The organism is Natrinema pellirubrum DSM 15624 (genome assembly GCF_000230735.2).
GTDB lineage: Archaea > Halobacteriota > Halobacteria > Halobacteriales > Natrialbaceae > Natrinema > Natrinema pellirubrum.
In genome coordinates this window covers 2,990,012-3,013,832 of sequence record NC_019962.1, presented here as the reverse complement: position 1 = coordinate 3,013,832, position 23,821 = coordinate 2,990,012, and the positions used below count along the sequence as shown (strand labels likewise).

The following is a 23,821-nucleotide window of genomic DNA, read 5'->3' as shown; positions in this document are numbered from 1 at the left end:
GTCGTTCATTCGGCGTCCGCCGCGGGCAACACGACGGAAAACGTCGCCCCTTCGCCCGGCTCGGAATCGACGCGGATCTCGCCGCCGTGGCGTTCGACGATGCGCTGACAGAGCGCGAGCCCGATCCCGGTGCCGGCGTGGGCCTCGCGACCGTGCAGCCGTTCGAAGACCTCGAAGATGCGGTCCTGATCGTCCGGTTCGATCCCGATCCCCTCGTCGTGGACCGAGACCACCCAGTCCTCGCCGCGGCGCTCGGCGTCGACGCGGACGCGGGGCGGCTCGTCGCCGCTGTACTCCAGAGCGTTACTCAGGAGGTTCTGGAACACCTGCCGGAGTTGGCTGGCATCGCCCTCGACGCGGGGCAACTCCCCGACCTCGAGCGCCGCGTCGGTCTCCTCGAGCCGTAACTGCAGGTCCTCGAGGACGTCGTCGAAGACGGTTTCGAGGGCGACGGGCTCGAGCGGCTCGCCCTGGGTTTCGACCCGCGAGTACGCCAGCAGCCCGTCGATCATGTCGCGCATCCGCTCGGCACCGTCGACGGCGTACTCGAGGAACTCCCGTCCGTCCGAGTCGAGAGCATCGGCATAGCGGCCCTCGATCAGCTGGAGGTAGCTCGAGACCATCCGCAGGGGTTCCTGTAAGTCATGAGAGGCCGCGTAAGCGAACCCCTCGAGGCGTTTGTTCGACTCCTCGAGGCGCTCGACCGTCTCCTCGAGTTTGCGCTGGTACTCCTTGCGTTCGGTGATGTCGTGGGCCATCGTCACGCCGGCGAAGACGTCGCCGCGGGTGTCGGTGATCGGGACCGCGTAGATGGCCCACTCCCGGCCGGCGTACTCGAGTTCGACCGCCCCTTGCTCGCCCTCGAGTGCGCCCCGAAGCGCCGGTTCGAGCGCATCACTGATCTCCTGGGGCCACGCGTTCGTGTAGTGTTTTCCCTCGATATCGGCCGGGTCGACCGGGATCTTCTCGAAGCCCTGGCCCGCCGCCAGCGTGTACTCGAGGTCGTGGTCGAACAGCGTGACGACGCCGTTCGGGAAGTTCTCGGCCAGCGTGCGATAGCGCTGTTCGGACTCCTCGAGTTCGCGCTCACGTTTCTTGCGCTCCGTGATGTCCCGATCCGAGACGACGATCGAGACGACGTCACCGTCGTCGTTCGTGACCGGCCGGAAGACACCATTGAGGGTGTATCGCTCCCCGTCCGGTCTGGTGAGGTCGGCCTCGAAGTTGACGTACTCGCCAGCGGCGGCCCGCTCGGTCCACTCCCTGATGTCGTCGCGAACGCCCGCGGACTCGCTGGATCCGTCGCCCCACCACGGCGTCTCACAGAACTGCTCGCCGATCACGTCCGTCAGCTCCGCGTCGACGTACTCCATGGCGGTTCCGTTGACGTCGATCACCGTCCCGTCGGGTTCGAGCAGTCCAACGAGGATGTTCGGGTCCTCGAAGATAGCCTCGAAGCGCCGCTCGGTCCGCTCGAGTTCGCGTTCGCGTTCCCGGCGTTCGGTGACGTCCTGAAAGTAGACCGAGATGCCCGTTTCAGAGGGATAGAGGTTTGCCTCGACCCGGAAATCGAGCGCGTCGTAGTAGAGTTCGTAGCTGGTCGGCTCCTGGGACTCCAGGGCCGTATGGAAGGCGTCCCAGACCTCGTCGATCTCGTTGAGGTCGGGAAACACGTCCCAGAGACGTTCCCCGAGGAGTTCCTCCTCGGAGCGTTCCAGCAGCTCCGCGGCACGATCGTTGACGTGAGTGAACCGGAACTCGTCGTCGACCGCATAGAAAGCGTCGGAGATCCGCCCGAGGATACGCTGCAGTTCGCTCTCGAGTTCGCGCTCGCGCTCCCAGCGGTCCGTCATGTCCCGCGTCACCTTCAGATAGCCCCGATGGGTACCGTCGTCGTCCCGGACCGCCGTGATCGTGACGTTCGCCCAGAACCGCGTCCCGTCCGCACGAACGCGCCACCCCTCGTCCTCGACGGAGCCGTTCTCGAGGGCCCGCTCGAGGTTCCGCGCGGGAACGCCCGCGGCCCGGTCCGCGTCGGTGTAGAACTGCGAGAAGTGATCGCCGAGGATCTCCCCGCGCTCGTAGCCCTTGATCTGGCGCGCCCCCTCGTTCCAGCTGACGACGTGCCCGTCGGTATCGAGCCGGAAGATGGCGTACTCCTCGACGGCGTCGACAAGCGACCGGAACGCCGCTTCGCTCTGCCGGAGCGCACCCTTCGACTCCTTCTGATCGGTGATATCGTAGTAGAACTCGACTCGTCCGCCGGCGAACTCTCCCGATTCGATCGGTTTGCTCTGGTAGGACAGCCAGCGATCCTCGTGGTCGCCGTCGCCGGTGATCCGACACTCGAACCCGTCGACGTAGCGCTCGTCGTCGTACGACGACAGGACGGTCGCTGCGAAGCACCCGGGATCGTCGACCCGGTGTTTGAGGACGTCGTCGACGACCGTCCGGTTGTCCCGTCCGATGAGACTCGCGCGATCGAGGCCGAAGTACTCCTCGACGGACTCGTCGGCCCACTCGATCTCACACTGCTCGTTGAGGACGATGGCGCCGATGTCGGCCCCGTCGATGACGCTCGTGATCGACTCGTAGGAGGCGATCGCCGACGCGAGCGTGTCCTGTCGACGGCGCTTCTCGGAGCGGTCGCGGGCGACGCCGATAGTCCCCCGAAACTCCCCGTCCTCGAGCAGCAGGTTGACGCGGAGTTCGAAGGGGATCGCGTCGCCGTCGGCAGTTCGAACGGCGAGTTCGAACGTTGCGATCTCGTCGTCGTCCGCGGCGATCCGGGTCGCGATCTCGCGTTCGACACGGGCCACGTCGTCGGCGGCGAGAACGAGTGAGACGTGTTCGCCGAGGAGGTCCTCGCGGGCGTAGCCGGTCGCCTCGACGATGCCGTCGTTGACCGCGACGAAGCAACCGTCGGTGTCGAGCTGGTAGATCGCGTCGTCGATCGTGTTGACGAGCGTCCGATAGCGCTCGAGCGCGACATCGTCGGTGACGTCGCCCCAGAAGGCACCCTCGTCGGTCCCGGCTCGGGTACTCATGCTACGTCGAACGCCGTAGAACGGCAAAAGACGTTCGCCGGCGCGAGCGGCCAGCGAACCGCGGCCGCGGATACTTTTATGCTCGTCCGCGGTGAGTGGCAGACGAAAAACATGTCCCAGACGAAAGTCACGGCACCGACGGTCGACGACGACGAGATCTACCGGTTCCCCGATGATTCGTTCACCGACCGCAACGTCTGTCTCGTGACGGGTGCGGCCTCCGGTATCGGCCGAGCGACCGCACTGGCCGCCGCCGGTAACGGCCTCACCGTCGCGGCGACCGACGTCGACGAGGACGGCCTCGCCGGGACGGTGGCTCGCGGCGAGGACCTCGGTCTCGAGGGCGAGATCGAGCCGGTGCCCGGCGATCTGACGGTCGACGACGACATCGAACGGATCGTCGACGAGGCCGCACAGCTGGGCGATCTCAAGTACCTCGCGAACGTCGCCGGAATGCAACACATCGACCCCATCGACGAGTTCCCGATGGAGACTTACGACCTGATGCATCGAATCATGCTCCGGGCCCCGCTGTATCTCTCGAAACTGTGTCTCCCGCACTTCCGGGAGACCGACGACGGCCAGGGGTGTGTTGGCAACATGGCGTCTGTCCACGGTCATTACGTCACGAGCGACAAGGTCGCGTACAACGTCTCGAAGTTCGGCCTGCGGGGACTGACCCAGTCGATCGCCGCCGAGGGCGAGGGGCAGATCCGAGCGTTCTCGCTCAGCACCGGCTACGTGAAGACGCCGCTGGTGACCGCCCAACTCGAGGATACCGCCGAACAGCGCGGTATCTCGGTCGACGAGGTGATCGAGGACGTGATGCTCGGTCAGTCCCGGGTCACGGAGATGATGGAACCGATCGACGTCGCCAACCTCTTTTTGCTCGGCTTCTCGGATCTCGGCCGGCACCTGGACGGCGGCGACCTGTTGTTTGATGGTGGCATGACGCTAACATACGAGTGACAATGTCCGGGAACACGAGCCCAAGCCTCGAGGACATCGACGAGATCGCCCACGAACCGAGCCAGGAGTTCGTCGAGTCGACGAATGTCGCCGAGTTCATGGAGACCTATGGGATCGACGACTACGAGGAACTCATCGAGCGGACGACGACCGATCTCGAGGGCGAACCCGACAGCGGCGTCGACTGGTTCTGGGACGAACTGGTCGACTACCTCGGGATCGAGTTCTACGAGGCCTACGACGAGATCCGGGACGACAGCGAGGGTCCGCAGTTCTCCGACTGGTACCCCGGCGGCGAACTGAACATCGCCCACAACGTCGTGGACCGCCACGCCGCCCTTGACGAGGAGCGCCGAAACAAAGTCGCCACGATCTGGGAAGGCGAACACGGCGAGGTCCGCGAAGTCACGTACCACGAACTCCACCGGGGGGCGAACCAGGTCGCGAACGCGCTCGAGGAGCGCGGCATCGGCACCGGCGACACGGTCGGGCTCTACATGCCGATGGTGCCGGAGGTCGTCTCGATCCTCTATGGCTGTTTCAAGGTCGGCGCGATCGCGGTGCCGATCTTCTCGGGCTTCGGCGTCGACGCGGCCGCGACCCGGATCGCGGACTCGGAGTGTTCGGTCCTCTTTACCGGCGACGGCTTCTACCGGCGCGGCGATCCGGTCTTCCTCAAGTCCGCCGCCGACGAGGCGATCGAGGAGGCCGGCCACGTCGAGTCTACCATCGTCTTCGATCGACTGGGCTCGAGTGGCGAGGCGCTTCGCGCCTCGCACGAGATCCCCTGGGACGACGACCGCGACGAGTGGTGGGCCGACGCCGTCGAAACGCAGGCCGACGACTACGAGACGAAATCACTGCCCTCGAGTCAGGAGTCGATGCTGCTGTATTCCTCGGGCACGACGGGCAAACCGAAGGGCATCGTTCACACCCACGCGGGCGTCCAGGTCCAGTGTCCCAAGGAGGTCCACTTCGGGATGGATCTCAAGCCCGCGGACCGGTTCTTCTGGGTCTCCGACATCGGCTGGATGATGGGCCCCTGGAGCCTGATCGGGACCCACACCTTCGGCGGCACCGTCTTCATGTACGAGGGCGCGCCGGACTACCCCGAGCCCGACCGGTTCTGGGAGATGATCGACCGCCACAAGCTCACCCAGTTCGGCATCTCGCCGACCGCCATTCGGGCGCTGCGAAAGCACGGGGACGAGTGGCTCGAAGGCCACGACCTCTCCTCGTTGCGGATCCTCGGCTCGACGGGCGAGCCCTGGGACCCCGAGTCCTGGCACTGGTTCCACGAGAACGTGGGCGGCGGCGAGGCCCCGATCATCAACATCTCCGGCGGCACCGAGATCTGTGGCTGTTTCCTGATGCCGATGCCGACCGAGCCGCTCAAGCCCTGTACGCTCGGCGGGCCCGGCCTCGGGATGGACATCGATGTCGTCGACCGCGAGGGCAACTCCGTCAAAGAGGACAACGAACGCGGCTACCTCGTCGCGCGTGACTCCTGTCCCTCGATGACCAAATCGCTGTGGTCGGGCGACGAGCGCTACCTCGAGGAGTACTGGTCGACCTTCGAGGACATGTGGGACCACGGCGACTGGGCCCAGAAGGACGCGGACGGCTTCTGGTTCCTCCACGGCCGGGCCGACGACACCCTCAACGTGGCCGGCCGGAAGGTCGGGCCCGCGGAGGTCGAGGGCGCGCTCATCGACCATACGGCAGTCAACCAGGCCGCAGCTATCGGCGCGCCCGACGACACCACCGGCACCGCCGTCGTCACCTACGTCGTCCTCGAGGACGGCTACGAGGAGACCGACGACCTCCGCGAGGAACTGCGCGCGCAGGTCGGTGAGGAACTCGGGAAGCCGTTCCGCCCGCGCGAGGTGCTGTTCGTCGACGAGTTCCCCAAAACCCAGTCAGGCAAGATCATCCGCCGGGCGATTCAGGCCACCTACACCGGCGAGGATCTGGGCGACATGAGCAGTATCGAGAACCCGGCGGCGCTCGAGGAACTCGAGGACGCGCGGTAGTCAGCGCGGATCGTACGGATTCGTGGCCGTCTCGAGTCGAGTGATCTCGTCGATGCGATCGAAATCGTCGTCGAACGCGTACAGGCATTCGACATCGTTGGCTTGCATATACGCGACAATACAAACGTCGACGAACGAAAGGCCGCTATGCCGGCGAAACAGCGATTTCGCTGTCGCCAACGTATCAGCTGATATCGAAACGAGGTGAAATCTGGCGTTTTCTTCTATACGGTCAAGAAAATCGACGGCCGGCTCGTGACCCGCGTGTGTCGTCAGTCCATTGAGCGTCTCCGCGAGAACGTAATCGAGGACGACCGCCTCGGGCAGGGACTGATCGTCGATCCCGCGAAGAATCGGAAGTGCGGCTTCGTGTGCCCCGTCTCGGCGGTAACTCGCGGCAAACAGCACCGACGTATCGACGACCGCACGCGGCATCTATTCGACTCCCCAGGCGTCGTGATCCGTCGTTGCGTCGGTCTCCTCGTCACCGTCGTATCCGGTGAAATCAGCGAACGAGCCACCGCGGCGGTGAACGACCTCCACTCGGACCGTTCCGTCATCTCCGACGTACCACCGAAGTCGATCACCGTCATCGATATCGAGTTGCCGACGGATTCGCGCGGGAATATTGGCCTGATTCCCGGAGACCTTGCTCTCGGCGTCGACCCTATCGGTACTCATACTCGAGGTTAGTCGCTGAAGGCACAAATATAGTGTGGTGGCACACTACTTGAGCGGCGACGAAACGAGTGCGTCCCGTTACGTTTTACCCCTGCGGGGCCGAATCGGTCTTCAATGACTGCCCAGACCGTCCAGCAGGGCGACCTCGTGACCGTCATCGGCCTCGAGGTCCACGTCCAGCTGGAGACCGACACGAAGATCTTCTGTGGCTGTTCGACCGAGCCGACCGACGAGCCCAACGAGAACGTCTGCCCGGTCTGTCTCGGCCTGCCGGGGGCGCTGCCGGTGCTGAACGAGGGAGCCGTCGAAGCCGCGGTCAAGATCGGCAAGGCGATCGACGCCGACATCCCCGAGGAGACCCGGTTCCACCGCAAGAACTACTACTACCCCGACCTCCCCAAGAACTTCCAGATCACCCAATACGACGAGCCGATCTGTCAGGACGGCGACCTCGAGATCGCCGTCGAGGGCCAGCGCCGGACCGTCGCGATCGAACGGGCCCACTTGGAAGAGGACCCGGGCAGCCTCCAGCACGTCGGCGGCGGTGGCGGCATCGATTCGGCGGAGTACACCCTCGTCGACTACAACCGCGCCGGGACGCCGCTGATGGAGATCGTCACCGCGCCGGACTTCCGCAGCCCCGGCGAGGTCCGGGCCTTCCTCGCGGAACTCGAGGAAGTCCTGGAGTACCTGGGCGTCTTCGACGCCGAACGCGACGGCAGCCTGCGGATCGACGCCAACCTCTCGATCATTCCCGAGGAAGACATCGAGGGCGACGACACCGACGAGATCGGGATCGACGCACTCGAGTCGGCCAACCGCACCGAGGTCAAGAACATCTCGAGCCACAAGGGTGCCGAGAAGGCCCTGGCCTACGAGGAGACCCGCCAGAAAAACGCCATCCAACGGGGCCGCGCGGTCGAACAGGAAACCCGTCACTGGGACGAGTCCCGCGGCATTACGGTCTCGATGCGCTCGAAGGAAGAGGAGAAGGACTACCGCTACTTCGAGGAGGCCGACCTCCCGCCGCTGCGCGTCTCGGACTGGAAGGACGAAATCGCGATCCCGGAACTTCCCTCGGCCCGCCGGGAACGGTTCCAGGCGGAGTACGGCCTGAGCGAGGAGGCCGCTTCCAAACTCACCTCCACGAAACAGGTCGCGGACTTCTACGAGGACGTCGCCGGCGAGTTCGATCCCGATCTGGCGGCGACGTGGGTCGCGGACAACCTGCTGGGTGAACTCAACTACCGCGACATCGAGATTACGGAGATCGAGGGCCGCCTCGAGGAGATCACGCGGCTCGTCGAACTCGTCGCCGAGGACGAGATCACGGCGAAAAACGCCCGCGAGACCGTCCTGCGGTCGATGCTCGACGACGGCCGAACCCCCGACGAGGTCGTCGCCGAGGAGGGACTTGGCAAGACCGGCGAGGACGAAGTCCAGCAAGCGGTCGTCGAGGCCATCGACGAGAACCCCGACGCCGTCGACGACTACGAGAGCGGTGACGACGGCGCGATCAATTTCCTGGTCGGACAGGTGATGCAAAAGACCGGGGGCAGCGCGGATCCCGGCGACGTGAACCAGCTGCTACGGGCCGAACTCGAGGAATAGGTCCGCTATTGCCCGTCGTCTGTTCCGCTGCCGTCGGACTGGAGTCGCTTCGTCGTCTGGACGAGCGGGTGACGCGCGTAGTCGACGACGTCGATGTCGTCGATCCGTTCCAAGTCTTCCTTTTCCGCCGTGCGGGCCATTCCCAGGTCGATCTCGTGATCGATGACGATGACGTAGGCGTCCATCTCGTCGATGTCCAGCCGGTCGGCCGCCAGCACGCGGTGGTGGCCATCGGCCAGCAAGAGCGTGCCGCCGTTGTCGATGACCACCAGCGGCTCGGCCAGTCCCCGCTCGAGTTCGTACCGGCGACCCTCGAGTTCGTCGGCGTAGACCCGGCCCTGGGTGGGCGTGAGATCGGCGAGGGCGACGGTCCGGCGTTCCTCCGTGAGTTCGATCTCGTGGATCTGCTCCAAGGTCCGTTTGAGTTTGCCGACTTTCTCGGGGGTGGCTCGCTCGATCTGGCTGCGGATGACGTCGGCGTTGGAGATGATCCCCACGAGGTTGCCCGCGTCGTCGACGACGGGGAGTTTCTGAATACCCGACCGGAGGATGACCCGCGCGGCGTCGGTCACCTTCATGTCGGGATGGGCGACCAGCAGATCGGTCGCCATCACGGTAAAGATCGGATCGTCGTCGTCGGCCAGCAGCAGGTCGCGGGCGCTGATGAAGCCCTCGACGCGGCGGCGCTCACAGACCGGAAAGCCGCTGTGTTCGTCGCTCTCCGCGATCCGGGCCGAGACCTCGCCGACGGTTTCGTCCGGCGATACCGTCGCGACGTCGCGCGTCATGTAGTCTTTGACCTTGGGCTTCGTTCGCTCCGACACGACCTCCATACGCGGACCGACGGCGGCCGCGCGCAAAAGTACTGTCACTGATGCCCCACCGCGGCCGCCCCGCACCCGTCACGCGCTCACGCCGATTCGCCGCCGTCCGGCTCGCCGCGTTGAGTGAACAGCCACTCGCTGGTCTGGGTGTAGGCCCCGACCGGGACCCCCGGTCGCGTCTCGATCGCCTCGAAGAAGCGGTTGGTGATCACTTCCTCGACGACGCTGACGATCGACTCGATTTCCGCCTCGTCGTCGGCACTGCCCAGAATGCCGATCTCGAGCTGTGCGCCGGCCATGTCGGCGTGGCCCCCGGCGCTGCCGATCCGGTCGAACGCGTCCCGGAGCGTCTCGCCGAGATCGACGTCGGCGGCCCGCGAGCGGGCCGACACGTAGACCATCTGGTCGTTGAAGCCGAAGACGAGCGTCGTCTCGACGCCCTCCATCGCGAGCAGCTGGTCGGCGGCCTGGGGCAGCGCGTCCCGGTCGCCGATCCGGCCGACGCTGGCCACCGCGACCGAGTCGCGCTGGATCCGGTTCTTGATCGCGCGGGCGATCGTCTCGAGGGTGTCGCCCTCGAGCGACGGCTGCTCGATCTGGCGCAGGACCGACGCGTCCGCGTGGGGCGATAGCACCGACGCAGCCCGGAAGTCGGCGGGGGAGACCTCGCGGGTGAAGTCGTTCGTGTCGACACGGATCCCGTACAACAGTGCCGTCGCCGTCGACGAATCGAACCCCAGGTCGAACCGCTCTATGTACTCGGTCAGGACGGTACTGGTCGCGCCCGCACCCTGCCGGAGGTCGACGAACTCGCCGGGCACCGGCCCGCGCGGCGGGTGATGGTCGATGACGATGTCGACGTGCAGCTCCGTCGGGAGCTGGTCGTTGACCCCCGGCCGGGAGTGGTCGACCAGCGCGAAGGCCGAATACTCCTCGAGCGACTCCGTGGGTCCGAGGTTCCGCAGGTCCAGCTCGAGTAAGTTGACCATCGCCCGGTTCTCCTGATGGGAGATGTCGCCGAAGTAGCAGGCGTCGGCCGGGACGCCGACGGACTCGGCGATGTCGGCCAGCGCGACCGCGCTGGCGATCGCGTCGGGATCGGGGTTGTCGTGGGCCATGACCGCGAGCCGGCCGTCGATCCCGGTAAGCTGATCTCGGAGTTCGATCGCCGACTCGGCCGACGGGCTCGCCGCTTCCGCGAGGACCCACTCCGACAGCGCGCTCGTGGGGCCGACGACTCTGTCCGCGAGAGCGTCGAAGCGCTCACGGTCCGCGGCCGTTGCGTTGCCGCCCAGATAGGCCACGATCGCGGCCCCGGGGAACCGATCGCGTGCGGCCTCGAGTGCGGCCCGGTTGACGTCGGTGCGGTCGCTGCCGACGAAGATCACGTCAGGTGGGTCGACGCTCGCGACGGTCGCGGGATCGGTCGGATCGCCGTCTCGAGCCGGGATACTCTCTTCTCGCATCGTCTCGACGACGCTCTCGTCGTCGGTGACGACGAGCAGTCGACCGTCGCGCTCGGCGAGGCAGTCGATGACGCCTCGACAGACGGTGCCACAGCCGAGCACGAGCCGGAAACCCATTTGTCGCGGCTTGCGACCCCGGCGGGTAAAAGCTACCGGGTGCGACTCAGCCGACGACCGTCGCGGCCGCCTCGGTCGCGATGTCGGTGATCGGGCCGAACGCCGCGAGGCTGACCGCGGTCACGACGGCGGCGGCGACGATCGCCGCGTAGAGGGCGGTCGGTGTCGCGAGCGTGTCCCGCTCACGGAGCGGGTCCTCGATCCACAGCGCCTTGACCAGCCGGGAGTAGTAGTACAGCGAGAGCGTGCTGTTGATCACGAGCGCCGCGGCGGCGGCAAGCAGCGCCGTGTTCTCGGTGGCTGCCTCGATCGTGTGGCTGAACAGGAGGTACTTGCTCCCGAACCCGCCGAAGGGCGGGATACCCGCGAGGCTGAACATGAAGATAGCCATCGCGGCGCAGGCGACCGGTGCCTGGGTCGCGAGTCCGTTGTAGTCCTCGAAGGTGCGACCGACGCCCCAGTATTCGGCCAGCCCCACGAACAGGAACGCGCCCGTGTTCATGAAGCCATAGACCAGCAGGTGGATCATCGCCGCGCCCATGACGAGGTCGCCGGACGACGTCGAGAGCGCTGCCAGTCCGATCAACACGTAGCCCGCGTGGCCGATCGAAGAGTACGCGAGCATCCGCTTGACGTTCTCCTGGGTCGCCGCCGCGAAGTTGCCCAGCGTCATCGTGACGATCGCCAGGATGACGAAGGCCCACGTCCAGTCGACGCCGATCACCGCCGTCGTCGCCTCGAGCGGGAACGCGGTCGTGAACACGCGGAACGCGAGTACGAAGCCGGCGGCCTTCGAGGCCGAGGAGAGGAACGCCGAGATCGGTGCCGGCGCGCCCTCGTAGGCCTCGGGGGCCCAGAAGTGGAACGGGACGCTCGCGGTCTTGAACGCGATGCCGCCGATCAGCATCAGGATGCCCAGTCCGAGCAGACCGCCCATTTCACCGGCCGTGTCGAGGTTCGCCGCGATCGCCTCGAGCTGTAAGGAGCCGGTCGCGCCGTAGACCAGGCTGACGCCGTAGACGAAGATCGCCGACGACAGCGCGCCGATCAGGAAGTACTTCAGGCCGGCTTCGACGCTGCCGCGGTTGTCCTTCAGGATCGCGACCAGGGCGTACGACGGCAGGCTCGTCAGCTCGAGTGCGATAAAGACCGTCACGAGGCTGTTCGAGACGGCCATCATCGACATTCCGGTTGCCGCGAGGACCAGCAGCGAGTAGTACTCGGCCTGGTAGGTGTGGTCCTGCAGGTAGTCGTGGCTCGCGACCGCGACTAAGGCGGTGACGATCGCCACGACGATCATGAAGAACAGCGCTAGCTGGTCGACGACGAACTGGCCGTCCATGATGTCGATGACGCCGTAGTTCTCGATCCCCGTCGCACCGACGCCCGCGGCGGCGTACCAGACGGCGACGGCCAGCGAGGCCAACGCGCCGATAACGGTCGTCCCGGAGAGGACGGTTCGGTTCGTCGAGTGCGGGTTGATGCTGTCGAATACGAACAGCACCAGCGCCGTCGCGGCGAGTATCAGTGCCGGTGCGAGCGCCAGCCACTGGGGGAGGTCGATGACCGCCATCAGAGGTCACCTCCCTGGACGATCGGATCGATTGCGTCGGTTATCATGTCGAAGATCAGGTCGGGGGCCACGCCAAGCAGGACGACGAGTCCGAGCAACACGAGCAGCGACGCGACGTCGTGAACCGGGGCGCGGCCGACCTCGTAGTCAGTTTCGAGTCGATACGGGCCGAAGACGGTCCGCTGGAGCGCAAACAGGAGATAGCCCGCGACGATGACGATGCCGAACATCGCCAGCGAGGTAAACAGCGCCGAGTACGACAGCAGTTCGGAGCCGAAGGAGCCGAAGAAGATGAAGTACTCGGCGGCGAAGCCGCTCATCAGCGGGAGTCCCATGTAGCCGAACGCACCGGCGATCAGCACGCCGACCGCGATCGGCATCCGGTCTGCCAGCCCGGACATGTCGGTGACCATCCGCGTGTGGGTCGCGTTGTAGATGACCCCGACGGCCATGAACATCAGTCCGGAGATCAGCCCGTGGGAGATCATCTGGAAGGTCGCACCGCCGACCCCGAACTGCGTGTACGCGACCAGCCCGAGGATGACGTAGCCCATCGACGAGACCGACGAGTAGGCGACGATCCGTTTCAGGTCGGTCTGGGCAAGCGCCAGCATCGCGCCGTAGATAACGCTGATGACGGCGATCGCCGCGATCGGCACCGCGTAGGTCTCGACCTGGTCGGGGAACATCGTGAAGTTGAACCGCAGCAGTGCGTAGGTCCCCATCTTCAGTAGGACACCGGCCAGCAGGATCGAGGCTGGGGTCGGGGCTTCCACGTGGGCGTCGGGCAGCCACGTGTGGAACGGCACGATCGGTACCTTCACCGCGAAGCCGAGGAACAGCCCGATGAAGACGACCGAAGCAAGCGTCGTCCCCTCGAGTCCGAACAGACCGTCGGGGCCGCCCTCGAGCATCGCGGTCGCGACCTCCGGCAGTGCGAAGGAGGTCACGTCGCCCAGTCCGAAGACTAAGGCGACGAAGGAGCCGAACATGACCAGCGACGCCACGTTCGTGTAGACGAAGAACTTGATCGCGGCGTACTTCCGGCGCGGGCCGCCCCAGATCCCGATCAGCAGGTACATCGGGATCAGGACCGCCTCCCAGAAGACGAACCAGAGGAAGAAGTCAAGCGCCGAGAAGACGCCGATCAGCATCGCCTCGATAAAGAGGATCAGTCCGTAGAACTGCGACTGGCGTTCGTCGATCGGGGTCCACGAGCTGACGATCGCGAGCGTACAGAGGATCGTCGTCAGGACCACGAGCGGCAGGCTGATCCCGTCGAGGCCGACGAACCACGAAATCGAGTAGTCGCCGATCTCGAGCCAGGCTGCCTGTGATTCGAACGCGAGTTCGCCGCCCCGGAGGGCGTTCCCGCTACCGTCGAAGGCCCCGAACAGCCACAGCGATAGGGCCGCCGGCACGAGGCTGATCGCGAAGGCCAGCTTGCCGGCGATGCGATTCGGCGCGACGAACGTGACGAGCGCGCCGATCAGTGCGACCGCGATCAGTGCTTCGATCATCATGCGAACCACCCTCCGAGATAGCCGAGGACGAGCAGTAAGGCGATGAACCCGCCCACCAACAGCGCCGCGTAGTTAGTCACGATACCCGTCTGGATCCGTTTCACCCAGTTGCTGCCGAACAGGCTGATCTGTGAGGTGCCGTTGACCACGCCGTCGATGACGGTCTGGTCGAACCGGTCGGCTGCCCGTGCCAGCGGCAGGGTGAAGCCTTCGGCGAGCCAGACCTGATACTCGTCCTGGTAGTAGTTGCTTTTCAGGACGCGGTACGCGCCGCCGAGTTTCGTCGTGTGACGGTCCGGGTCGGGCACGTTGTACAGCGTGTGTGCCGTGAACGCGCCGGCGAGTGCAAGCCCGAGCGAGAGCCCGGCGCTCAGCAGCATCGTCGTCGTCTCGGAGCCGATGTAGGCCTCTTCGAAGGCCATCTCGGCGACCGTCTCGTGGTAGTGGTGGTAGGTCAGCCCCTCGACGTAGCCGTACTCGCCGTCGAGCCAGAACTCGAGGAACGTAATGTCGACCCCCGCGAGCTTCGCGATCGGGGCCATGTTCACGAGGCCAGCGACGGCGGCGAGGGTCCCGAGCGCGAGCAGGGGGACCTTGACCGCCCACCCAACCGGGTGGGGGTCCTCGGCGGTGTCGGACCGGGGTTCGCCGTGGAAGGTCAGGAAGACCATCCGGAACGTGTAGAAGCCGGTGAAGAATACGGCCACCAGTCCCATCGCGTAGGCCGCGAGGATGACTGGTTCGGAGAGGCCGACGGCCAGCGCGTCGAACAACACCTCGTCTTTCGACCAGAAACCGGAGAACGGGACGATCCCCGCGAGCGCGAGCGCGCCGGCGAGGAACGTGTAGTAGACGACGGGTGCCTTGTCCTTCAGGCCGCCCATCTCCCACATGTCCTGTTCGTGGTGCATCAGAATGATGACCGCGCCGGCACCGAGGAACAGGAGCGCCTTGAAGAAGGCGTGGTTCATCAGGTGGAAGACCCCGGCGACGTAGCCGCCGACGCCCAGCCCGAGCATCATGTAGCCGTACTGGCTGATCGTCGAGTAGGCAAGCACCTGCTTGACGTCGTCCTTGACGACGGCCATCGTCGCCGCGAACAGCGCGGTGAAGCCGCCGACGAAGGCGATGATCGACAGCGCGGTCGGCGAGAGCGCGTAGTAGCCGAACATCCGGGCGACCAGGTAGACCCCGGCCGCGACCATCGTCGCCGCGTGAATGAGCGCGGAGACGGTGGTCGGACCCTCCATGGCGTCGGGCAGCCAGGTGTGGAAGGGGAACTGCGCGGACTTGCCCAGCACGCCGCCCAGCACGAGCAGTCCGGTGATCGTCACCCAGGTCTGGGCGTCGAAGCCGAACAGCGTCGCGCCGTCCTCGATCGCCGTCTCGGCGGCCGTGACGAACGACCCCTCGCCGGCGAAGCCGACCGTGCCGAACGTCGCCGCGATGGCGACGACCCCGATCAGGAAGAAGTAGTCACCGAAGCGGGTGACCAAAAAGGCCTTCTTCGCGGCCGAGGGGGCCGATTCCGTGCGGAACCAGAACCCGATCAGCAGGTATGAACAGAGACCGACGAGTTCGAAGAACATGAACGCCATCAGCAGGTTGTCCGCGAAGACGAACGCGAGCATGCTGAAGGTAAAGAGCCCGAGTTCGGCGTAGTACCGCCGCAGCCCGGTCTCCCCTTCGGCGTTCATGTAGCCGAGGCTGAAGACGTGGACGAGCAGGGCGACCAGCGAGACGATCACCAGCATCAGCGCCGAGAGCGGATCGATCAGGATCCCGAACGTAAAGGCGATCGTCTCCGCGCCGGTTTCGCTCGCCGCTGCGCCGGCCGTCCACTCGTACAGTTCCGTATGATGTTCGCCGCCGCCCGCGACGGCCGCGGCCATTACCAGCGAGACGACGAGCGAGCCCGCCGTCGCGATGATGCCTGGCAGCGCGCCCTTCTTCGGCAGGTGCCTGCCGAAGAGCAGCGTGACCACGAACGCCACGAGCGGGAACACTGCGATCGCCGGTGCGAATCCGAACGGTCCTGTTGCTGTTGCTGCCATCTTACCACCTCATCGTCGTCGGTACCGTGACGTCGACGTCACGGAAGTTGCGGTACAACACCAGGATGATCCCGAGTCCGACGGCCACCTCGGCAGCGGCCAGCGCCATCGTAAACAGCGCGAATAGCTGGCCAGTGAGGTTGCCGTGATAGAACGCGAACGCGATCAGGTTGATGTTGGCCGCGTTCAGCATCAACTCGACGGACATCAGGAACAACAGTGCGTTACGACGCGTCAGGACGCCGAAGAGACCGATACAGAACACCGCCATCGACAGCAGGACGTAGTACTGTACATCGACGGTCATCGATCCTCACCTCCGGTCTCCGTGCCACCATCGGCGACGGCCGGCTCCGGCGTCTCGCTCGAGGACTCGTCCGTACTCGAGAGCGCGGCGACGGGTTCGCCGTCCTCTTCGCGTTTCGCGAGGACGAGCGAGGCGTCGAGCGCGGCATCGAGCGCGACGGCGACGAGCAAGACGGCGGCGAGGAACGGTTCGGTGCCGCCGACCGTTTGCAGTTCGTCGTAGCCAAAGAGTGCGTAGCCGAGTTCGGCTGTGACCGAGATTCCCTCGGGGAACCCTTCCATGCCGCCGAACGAGGCGTTGAGTGTAATCAACGCCATCACGGCGAACAGTCCGACGGCGAGTAGCCCCGGGACCAGCGTCTTTCCGAGTCGGAGTTTCGGGCCGGTCGTCATGCCTGTACCACCTCGTCCGTCTCGGCGTCGTCGCGCTGGGTCAGCATGACGGCGAACGTGATGAGGACGAGGACCCCGCCGACGTAGACGAGGACCTGCATCATGGCGACGAACTCGGCCGCCAGCATCACGTAGTGGACCGCCACGCTGAGCAGCGCCACGCCCAGCAGGAGCGCCGAATGCCACGGGTCCTGCATGAGCACGACACCCACCGCGCTGGCCAGCGTCACCCCGGCAAACAGCGCGAACGCGATCAGCTCGTAGTTCATGGTTGTGTTGATAGTGCCCGTTTACGGGACGGGCGGACCCGTTACTGGTAGTCGACCTCCCCCTCGCCTTCACCGACCCACGCGCCGCGATCGGGTTCGCGGGAGGCGAGCGGGTCGATGTCCTTGTACCACGGGACGGCCTTCAACTGCTCTTTGTTGTAGACGAAGTCGTGTTTCGTGTCCGCGGTGAACTCGAAGTTCTCCGTCAGGAGGATGGCGTCGACGGGGCAGACTTCCTCACAGAGCCGACAGTAGATACACTGTCCGATATGGAGGTTGTACTGTTCGCCCTGTCGCTGATCGTTCGTCACGATCTGAATCGTATCGTTCGGACAGACGTTCTCACACTGGCGACACCAGATACACCGCTCCTGACTGAACTTGTGGACGCCGCGAAAGCGCGGCGAGACGTCCGGTGCGGTCTCCGGGTACTCCACCGTGAAGGTGGAGCCGTCCAGTGCGTGTTTCATCGTCGTTGCCATCGATTTGAGTATCCCGATCATGCTATCAGCCCCACGATCACTGCGGTCAAGACGAGATTGGCGAAGGCCAACACGAGCAGGCCCTTCCAGCCGATCTCGATCAGTTGGTCGATTCGAACCCGTGGCACCGCCGAGCGCAGCCACTGGGTCGCGAAGAACACCGCCCAGATCTTGATGATGAACCAGACGATGCCCGGCAGGACGGGGCCGGCCGGGCCGCCGAGGAAGATCGTCGCGATGATCGCCCCGCCGAGGAAGATGTGGAGGAACTCCCCGAGGTAGATCAACACGAAGTAGACCGAGGAGTACTCGGTCTGGTAGCCGGCGACGATCTCGGTCGGTGCCTCCGGCGTGTCGAAGGGGTTGCGACCGACCTCCGCGAAGTTCGCCACCAGAAAGAGGACGAACGCGAAGGGGTTGATCAGCGCGTACCACGACGGGATGTCGATCCCGGCGATCGTCACGAGCGTCTGGTGTTGTTCGGCGACGATCGTCCCCATCTGCAGCGACCCCGAAAAGATCACGACCGACATCCCGGTGATGACCAGCGGGATCTCGTAGGCGACGTTCTGTGCCACCGCGCGGAGGCCGCCGAGCATCGAGTACTTGTTCGCCGAGGCGTAGCCGGCCATCACCAGACCCAGACTCGCGATCCCCGAGACGGCGAAGACGTACGCCAGTCCGACTTCAGGGTCCGCGAGGTGGATCCCGTTGCCCATCGGGATCACGGCGAAGCCAAGCAGCGCCGACGACGCGACGACGATCGGCGCGAGGTCGTAGGCCGGCCGGTCGGCGTTCTCCGGGATGACCAGTTCCTTCGACAGGAGCCGGACGGCGTCCGCGATGATGATGAAGAGGCCGGCCGGCCCGAGCCGGTTGACGGCGATCCGGTCCGTGAATGCCGCGGTGATCTTTCTCTTCGCCCACGGCCCCGCGACGCCGGTCATCGCCAGCATCAGGTTCCCGATGAGGAAGGCCGCGAGGAAGGTCGCGAGCAACTCGCCGCCGAGCCCGAATCCGTCGAGGCCGGTCAGCTCGCCGATCCGTTCGGGGAGCAAGACCGTGTCCTGTAGCGGCAGCGCCGGCGTCGCAGTCGCTGTCTGTGCGCCGGGCATACTAGCGATCCACCTCCCCGAGAACGATGTCGAGGCTGCCAAGCGACGCGATCAGGTCCGGGATGTACTCGCCTTCGGCCATCTCGGGTAGTGCCGAGAGGTTGTGGAAGCACGGACTCCGGATCTTGAACCGGCCCGGCTTGTCGGTGCCGTCCGAACGGATGTAGATCCCGAGTTCGCCCTTCGCGCCCTCGACGCTGCGATAGATTTCCGTGTCCGCGTCCGGCTTCAGCGTCCGTGGCACGTTACTCTGGACGGTGCGTTCGTCCTCCGGCCAGTCCTCGAGCAGGTCGAGACACTGTTCGATGATCTTCGCGGATTCCTCGACCTCTTGCATGCGCACGAGAACGCGGCTGTAGTTGTCACAGCCGTCCTCGGTGACGACATCCCACTCGAGGTTGTCGTAGTAGCCGTAGGGGTCGTCGCGGCGGAGGTCGTAGTCGATGCCGGAGCCGCGGGCGACGGGGCCGGTACAGCCGTACTGTTTGGCCACTTCGGGCTCCAAGATGCCGGTGTCGTGGGTACGGACCTGGAAGATCTCGTTGCCGGTCAGCAGGTCGTGGTACTCGTCGACCTTCGCGGGCAGCCCGTCGAGGAAGTCACGGGTCTTTTCGATGAACTCCTCGCGGGGTTCGGGCAGGTCCCAGGCGACTCCGCCCAACCGGAAGTAGTTGAACATGAGCCGCTGGCCGGTCAGGTCCTCGAGGATGTCCTGGACGACCTCGCGGTCGCGCATCCCGTACTGGAAGATGGCGGTGAAGTCGCCGTAGACGTCGAGCGCGAAGGTCGCGAGCGCGAGCATGTGGGAGGCGATCCGGCACAGCTCCGCGCCCATCGTCCGGATGACCTGTGCGTACTCGGGGACCTCGATGTCCGCGAGGTCTTCGGCCGTACGCGCGTAGGCCCACTCGTTGAGGAGGCCGGCCGAGACGTAGTCCCAGCGGTCGGGGTAGGGCATGATCTGGTGCCGGTAGGTCCCCTGCTGGCACATCTGTTCCTCACAGCGGTGCAGGTAGCCGATGTCGGGGTCGACGTCGACGACCGTCTCGCCGTCCAGAACCGTCTCGATGTGGAGGACCCCGTGGGTCGCCGGGTGGTGGGGACCGATGTTGAGAAACATCGTGTCCGACTCGTCGTCGTGGTGGTCCGGCTGGACCGGGTTGGCGTGTTCGCTCAGGGTCACCAACTGCGGCTTCTCCTGGTTGTAGTCCTCGGAGAGCGGATGGCCCTGCCAGGTCTCGGGCAGGAGGATCCGTCGCGGATCAGGGTGGCCCTCGTAGTCGATCCCGACGAGGTCGAAGGCCTCCCGCTCGTGCCAGTCGGCGGTCCGAAAGACCGGCTCGGCGCTCTGGCTGACCGGGTCGTCGGTCGTCGTCGGGACGACGACCGACACCTCCTGGGTCGGGTCGGCGTACTTCCGGAGGTGGTAGATCGACTCGTACCGGTCGGCGTACTGCTGGGCCGTGAGGTTCGCGAGGTGGTCGAAGCCGGCCTTGTCACGCAGGTCCGAGAGGACCGATTGGACGTCGTCCGGCCGGACGACGAACCCCGGCGCATTCAGATGATCGTCGCGCGCGAGCGCGCGGTCGCCGATCAGTGCCTCGAGATCGCCCTCCGATACCTCGATCGCCGGGTCGCGCTCGAGTCCCGTACTCATGGCGAATCAGCCCAGTTGTATCGCATGACTAGATCCTCCTCGTCGATGTCGTCGGCGAGTTTCTGGACGAGTTCGTCCTGTGGCAGGTCGCCGAACTCCTCGAGTTCGTAGGGCTTGACCACGACGGGCGTGGACTCGCCGTTGCGGATCCGTTCCTGGAGCTTCGCGATGCCGTAGACGAGCGCCTCCGGCCGGGGCGGGCAGCCGGGGACGTGGATGTCGATGGGGATGATCTCCTCGGCGCCCTTGACGACGTTGTACCCCTCCTGGAAGGGACCCCCGGAGATGGTACACGAGCCCATGCCGACGACGAACTTGGGTTCGGGCATCTGGTCGTAGACCCGCTTCATGCGGGGGCCGAACTTCGAGACGATCGTCCCGGGGACGATCATCACGTCGGCCTGTCGGGGGGAGGCTCGGGGGACACCGGCTCCGAAGCGATCCAGGTCGTGTTTGATCGCGTACGTGTGCATCATCTCGATGCTGCAACACGCGATCCCGAACTGGAGCATGAACATGGAGTTGCCCCGCACCCAGTTCATGAACTTGTCGAACTTCGTGAGGATAAACGGCGTGGAGCCGAAGGCCTCCCGAAGCTTGGAGTTGAAGCGGTCGTCGGCACCCTCACCGATCCGCGAGTCGCGGGTGTCCGTCGACGGTGCGGTGCTGTCGTAGATCGACTGGCGTGGTTGTTCGCTGCTCATTGTCTGTCAGCCTTCAGTTGTTCGGCCGTCCGGGCCCACTGTACTGCGCCTGTGCGCCACGCCCACGCGAGTCCGACCAGCAGGATACCGACGAACAGCAGCATCGGTCCGAGCGCGCGGACGAGCGAGATCTCCGGCGACGCGAGGGCATCCTGGTAGGCAACCGCCCACGGGAACAACAGGACGGTCTCGATATCGAAGACGACGAACAGAAGCGCAACCATGTAGTACTGAATGTTGAACCGGATGCGCGTGCCGCCGGTCGGAATCTCGCCACTCTCGTAGGTGGCGCGTTTGCTCGTTTCGGGCACGGTGGGTCGCAGGAGATACGATACCGACATCATCCCGAGCGGTATCAGTACCCCGACGAGTGCCAGCGCCCCGATGGCGATCCAATCATTCATCTCCGTAACGTTCGGGGCTTCAAACCGCACGCACATAAGGGTTGATTCTTCGTTTTTCGGGGAAACACGGGCCGAGACGCGGCTTCAGCGAACGCGGAACCCTCGTAATTAATCACCTTATACTATATGTGTCCCTATGAATAGCGAACGATCCGGTAACAGGCTATTACTCACGGCCGAAAACGGCCGGTTTAACGGCGCTATGGCAGTAATTTCTCCCTGCCGAATCCGTTCGGATGATCGAACGGTCACTGCCGTCGGCAGGCGACGGCGACTACTCCTCTCGATCTCGGAACGCCGGCGTCCCCCGGTCGTGGAGGTCTCGAGAGACGTCGCCGACGCCCGCCCGCAGGTCCTCGTGGTAGGCGACCAGTCGGTCGCGGACCGCGTCGTGCTGGCGGGCGAGGATCTGGGCCGCCGACAGCGCGGCGTTGAACGACTTGCCGGCGTCGACCGCGACCAGCGGCGCGCCCGTCGGCATCCCGATGACGCTGTCGACGGATTTCTCCTGGACTGGGACGCCGATCACCGGTAACGGGTACGCGATGGAGGCGGTCATGTTGGGGAGGTCCGCCGACTTCCCGCCGGCCCCGGCGATGATCACCTCGAGCCCGCGCTCCTCGGCCGTCTCGGCGTAAGCCGTCATTAAGTCCGGCGTCCGGTGGGCCGAGGTGACGTAGGTCTCGAAGGTAAACCGCTCGTCGGGTGGGCTCTCGAAGTCGGTCTGCTCGGCAAAGTCGAGTTCGTCGACGAAGGCATCGTAGGCCCCGCGGCGCTTCCCGCCGGTCATCATCGTCTCGAGGTCGGAGTCGCTGCCCATGACGATTCCCACGTCGGGCGTCTCCGCAGTCGGTCGGTCTTGGGTCGCTTCCTCGTGTAGCCGGTCGATCAGGTCCTCGACTGCCGATGCGGTCATACGCCGGGGTTTCGTCCCAGCCGCAATGAAAGGAACGGCTTCGCGGTCCGTGTCAGCGCGACCCCTTACAGCCGCCACGGAGCCGGCTACACTCGGAGCGACGCGTGCGAAGGCAGAGATCGGTCCCCTCGTACTCCTCGGCTAGAACGTCTTCGAGAAGGTCCAGTTCGCGCTGCCCGTAGCCGTCGTTCGCAATGAAGTACGGGACGAGCCGTTGCTCGGCAACCCGCCGGCCACACAGCCCGTCGGCTTTGAACGCCTGGACGACATCACGGAGGTCCGCTCTCGTCGGCTCGGGATCGAGGTCGATGCCCGATCCGCGGCCCTCCGAAAGCCGCTCGAAGACGCGTTCGCTATCTATCATGTCCACACAATAACAGAGCGATCGGTAAAACGTTTTCTACGGTACGGCGCTCGAGACCGTCGTTTCGGGCGAACACGTTCGTAACGATTCCGCGTGGCGTCGCTATTCGAACGTGACGGACTCGCGGAGTGACACCGCCCGCTCCAGCAATTCGTCGACGCCCTCGTCGTCCCGTCCGGTCACCGTCACGTGTCCCATCTTCCGGAGCGGTCTGGCCGCCCGTTTCCCGTACCAGTGGAGGTTCGCGCCGGGCGTCTCGAGGATCTCGTCGAGGTCGCTCAGTTGTGCGGGCCGTTCCTCCTCTACGTCGCCGAGCAGGTTCGTCATCACGGTCGGCGAGCGCAGCGCGGTCGAGCCCAGCGGCCAGCCCAGCACGGCCCGGACGTGTTGTTCGAACTGTGAGGTCTGTGCGCCCTCGATCGTCCAGTGGCCGGAGTTGTGCGGGCGCGGGGCGATCTCGTTGAGCAGGACCTCGCCGTCCGGAGCTTCGAAAAATTCGATCCCGTAGACGCCTCGCCCGTCCATTACCTCGAGTACGTCGCGCGCGACTGCGTGAGCGCGCTCGGTGACGGCCTCGTTCGATCGCGCGGGGACGATCGTCTCTCGAAGGATCTCGTCCTCGTGGACGTTCTCGCCGATGGGAAAGGTCGCGATCTCGTCATCGCCTTTGACCGCGATGACTGAAACCTCGCGCTCGAAGTCGACGAACGACTCGACCATCGCGGGGCCGGCGACCGACTCGAGGGCTGCCTCGGCGTCGGCTTTCGATTCGACGGGGACGTTCCCCCGGCCGTCGTAGCCGCCGGTACGAGCCTTGAGCATCACCGGCGCGCCGTAGTCGTCGATCGCCGCGCGCACGTCGTCGGCGTCCTCGACGGTGCGGAACGGCGGGACTGGGACGCCCGCAGCCTCGAGTTCGCGTTTCTGGACGAGTTTGTCGTGGATCGTCTCGAGCGTCGCGGGGTCGGGGTGGACGGGGGTCCCCGTCTCCTCGCTGACGCGGTCGAGGACCTGCTGGTCGGCCAGTTCGATCTCGAACGTGAGGACGTCGGCCCGCGTCGCGAGGTCGCGGATCGCCGCCTCGTCGTCGAACTCGGCGACGATCTGCTCGCGGGCCACGGGTGCCGCCGGACAGTCCGGCGTCGGATCGAGGACGATCACCTCGACGCCCAGCGGCGCGGCCGCCTCGGCGAGCATTCGCCCGAGCTGTCCTCCACCGACCACGCCGACCGTTGGACCCGGCGTTCGAAGCGTCGTCATTACGCGCCGGTTGTCGTCGCCCGCGCTTAAGAATTCCCAAACGGACCGTCGCT

22 protein-coding genes are annotated in these 23,821 nt (G+C 65.4%); 3 read left to right on the top strand and 19 right to left on the bottom strand.

All coding sequences use genetic code 11. The annotated features are described in order from the left end of the window. Positions 1–5: 5 nt before the first annotated feature. Positions 6–3,047, bottom strand: a complete 3,042-nt coding sequence (locus NATPE_RS14505; protein WP_006181271.1) for a PAS domain-containing sensor histidine kinase — start codon at positions 3,045–3,047, stop codon at positions 6–8. 111 nt (positions 3,048–3,158) lie between these two features. Between NATPE_RS14505 and NATPE_RS14500 the strand changes: the two genes are divergently transcribed. After that, a complete protein-coding gene (locus NATPE_RS14500; protein ID WP_049804896.1) occupies positions 3,159–4,016 on the top strand; it encodes an SDR family oxidoreductase in 858 nt (285 codons plus the stop codon). 2 nt (positions 4,017–4,018) lie between these two features. Then, complete coding sequence (locus NATPE_RS14495) at positions 4,019–6,049, top strand: AMP-binding protein (RefSeq protein WP_006181269.1); 2,031 nt, start codon at positions 4,019–4,021, stop codon at positions 6,047–6,049. Here the strand turns inward: NATPE_RS14495 and NATPE_RS14490 are convergent, their stop codons facing one another. Further along, a complete protein-coding gene (locus NATPE_RS14490; protein ID WP_006181268.1) occupies positions 6,050–6,484 on the bottom strand; it encodes a type II toxin-antitoxin system VapC family toxin in 435 nt (144 codons plus the stop codon). After that, the gene (locus NATPE_RS14485; protein ID WP_006181267.1) at positions 6,485–6,730 is read right to left on the bottom strand and encodes an AbrB/MazE/SpoVT family DNA-binding domain-containing protein; all 246 of its coding nucleotides are present in this window, start codon (positions 6,728–6,730) and stop codon (positions 6,485–6,487) included. 114 nt (positions 6,731–6,844) lie between these two features. On the opposite strand from NATPE_RS14485, the gene gatB reads away from it, so the two are divergent. After that, the gene (gene gatB, locus NATPE_RS14480; protein WP_006181266.1) at positions 6,845–8,341 is read left to right on the top strand and encodes an Asp-tRNA(Asn)/Glu-tRNA(Gln) amidotransferase subunit GatB; all 1,497 of its coding nucleotides are present in this window, start codon (positions 6,845–6,847) and stop codon (positions 8,339–8,341) included. A gap of 5 nt (positions 8,342–8,346) precedes the next feature. On the opposite strand, the gene NATPE_RS14475 is transcribed toward gatB, so the two are convergent. From NATPE_RS14475 to NATPE_RS14400, 16 genes are all read right to left on the bottom strand, one after another. Continuing rightward, positions 8,347–9,174 (bottom strand): CBS domain-containing protein, encoded by an 828-nt coding sequence (locus tag NATPE_RS14475; protein ID WP_006181265.1) that lies wholly within the window; start codon positions 9,172–9,174, stop codon positions 8,347–8,349. Positions 9,175–9,251: 77 nt separating this feature from the next. Then, positions 9,252–10,748, bottom strand: coding sequence for a DHH family phosphoesterase (locus NATPE_RS14470; RefSeq protein ID WP_006181264.1), 1,497 nt, complete (start codon positions 10,746–10,748; stop codon positions 9,252–9,254). A gap of 46 nt (positions 10,749–10,794) precedes the next feature. After that, positions 10,795–12,321 carry an NADH-quinone oxidoreductase subunit N gene (locus tag NATPE_RS14465; protein ID WP_006181263.1) on the bottom strand — a complete coding sequence of 509 codons (1,527 nt, stop codon included), beginning with the start codon at positions 12,319–12,321 and terminating at the stop codon, positions 10,795–10,797. Continuing rightward, positions 12,321–13,844: a complex I subunit 4 family protein gene (locus tag NATPE_RS14460; RefSeq protein ID WP_006181262.1), complete on the bottom strand. Its 1,524-nt coding sequence runs from the start codon at positions 13,842–13,844 to the stop codon at positions 12,321–12,323. Before NATPE_RS14460 ends, NATPE_RS14465 begins: the two co-directional genes overlap by 1 nt. Further along, positions 13,841–15,898 (bottom strand): NADH-quinone oxidoreductase subunit L, encoded by a 2,058-nt coding sequence (gene nuoL / locus NATPE_RS14455; RefSeq protein ID WP_015299168.1) that lies wholly within the window; start codon positions 15,896–15,898, stop codon positions 13,841–13,843. Before nuoL ends, NATPE_RS14460 begins: the two co-directional genes overlap by 4 nt. Before the next feature lies 1 nt (position 15,899). Next, a complete protein-coding gene (gene nuoK / locus NATPE_RS14450; RefSeq protein WP_006181260.1) occupies positions 15,900–16,205 on the bottom strand; it encodes an NADH-quinone oxidoreductase subunit NuoK in 306 nt (101 codons plus the stop codon). Beyond that, positions 16,202–16,597 (bottom strand): hypothetical protein, encoded by a 396-nt coding sequence (locus NATPE_RS14445; protein ID WP_006181259.1) that lies wholly within the window; start codon positions 16,595–16,597, stop codon positions 16,202–16,204. Before NATPE_RS14445 ends, nuoK begins: the two co-directional genes overlap by 4 nt. Beyond that, positions 16,594–16,866 (bottom strand): NADH-quinone oxidoreductase subunit J, encoded by a 273-nt coding sequence (locus NATPE_RS14440; RefSeq protein WP_006181258.1) that lies wholly within the window; start codon positions 16,864–16,866, stop codon positions 16,594–16,596. Before NATPE_RS14440 ends, NATPE_RS14445 begins: the two co-directional genes overlap by 4 nt. Positions 16,867–16,907: 41 nt before the next feature. After that, the gene (locus NATPE_RS14435) at positions 16,908–17,369 is read right to left on the bottom strand and encodes a NuoI/complex I 23 kDa subunit family protein (protein WP_006181257.1); all 462 of its coding nucleotides are present in this window, start codon (positions 17,367–17,369) and stop codon (positions 16,908–16,910) included. Beyond that, positions 17,366–18,463 (bottom strand): complex I subunit 1/NuoH family protein, encoded by a 1,098-nt coding sequence (locus tag NATPE_RS14430; RefSeq protein ID WP_015299167.1) that lies wholly within the window; start codon positions 18,461–18,463, stop codon positions 17,366–17,368. The genes NATPE_RS14435 and NATPE_RS14430 overlap by 4 nt, the downstream gene beginning before the upstream one ends. Position 18,464: 1 nt before the next feature. Further along, positions 18,465–20,120, bottom strand: a complete 1,656-nt coding sequence (locus NATPE_RS14425; RefSeq protein WP_006181255.1) for an NADH-quinone oxidoreductase subunit D — start codon at positions 20,118–20,120, stop codon at positions 18,465–18,467. Continuing rightward, positions 20,117–20,824 (bottom strand): NADH-quinone oxidoreductase subunit B, encoded by a 708-nt coding sequence (locus tag NATPE_RS14420; RefSeq protein ID WP_006181254.1) that lies wholly within the window; start codon positions 20,822–20,824, stop codon positions 20,117–20,119. Before NATPE_RS14420 ends, NATPE_RS14425 begins: the two co-directional genes overlap by 4 nt. Next, the gene (locus NATPE_RS14415; protein WP_006181253.1) at positions 20,821–21,228 is read right to left on the bottom strand and encodes an NADH-quinone oxidoreductase subunit A; all 408 of its coding nucleotides are present in this window, start codon (positions 21,226–21,228) and stop codon (positions 20,821–20,823) included. Before NATPE_RS14415 ends, NATPE_RS14420 begins: the two co-directional genes overlap by 4 nt. Before the next feature lie 274 nt (positions 21,229–21,502). After that, positions 21,503–22,144 (bottom strand): AIR carboxylase family protein, encoded by a 642-nt coding sequence (locus tag NATPE_RS14410; RefSeq protein WP_006181252.1) that lies wholly within the window; start codon positions 22,142–22,144, stop codon positions 21,503–21,505. A gap of 52 nt (positions 22,145–22,196) precedes the next feature. Further along, positions 22,197–22,508, bottom strand: a complete 312-nt coding sequence (locus NATPE_RS14405) for a hypothetical protein (protein WP_006181251.1) — start codon at positions 22,506–22,508, stop codon at positions 22,197–22,199. 102 nt (positions 22,509–22,610) lie between these two features. Beyond that, a complete protein-coding gene (locus NATPE_RS14400) occupies positions 22,611–23,768 on the bottom strand; it encodes a 5-(carboxyamino)imidazole ribonucleotide synthase (protein WP_006181250.1) in 1,158 nt (385 codons plus the stop codon). Positions 23,769–23,821 lie beyond the last annotated feature (53 nt).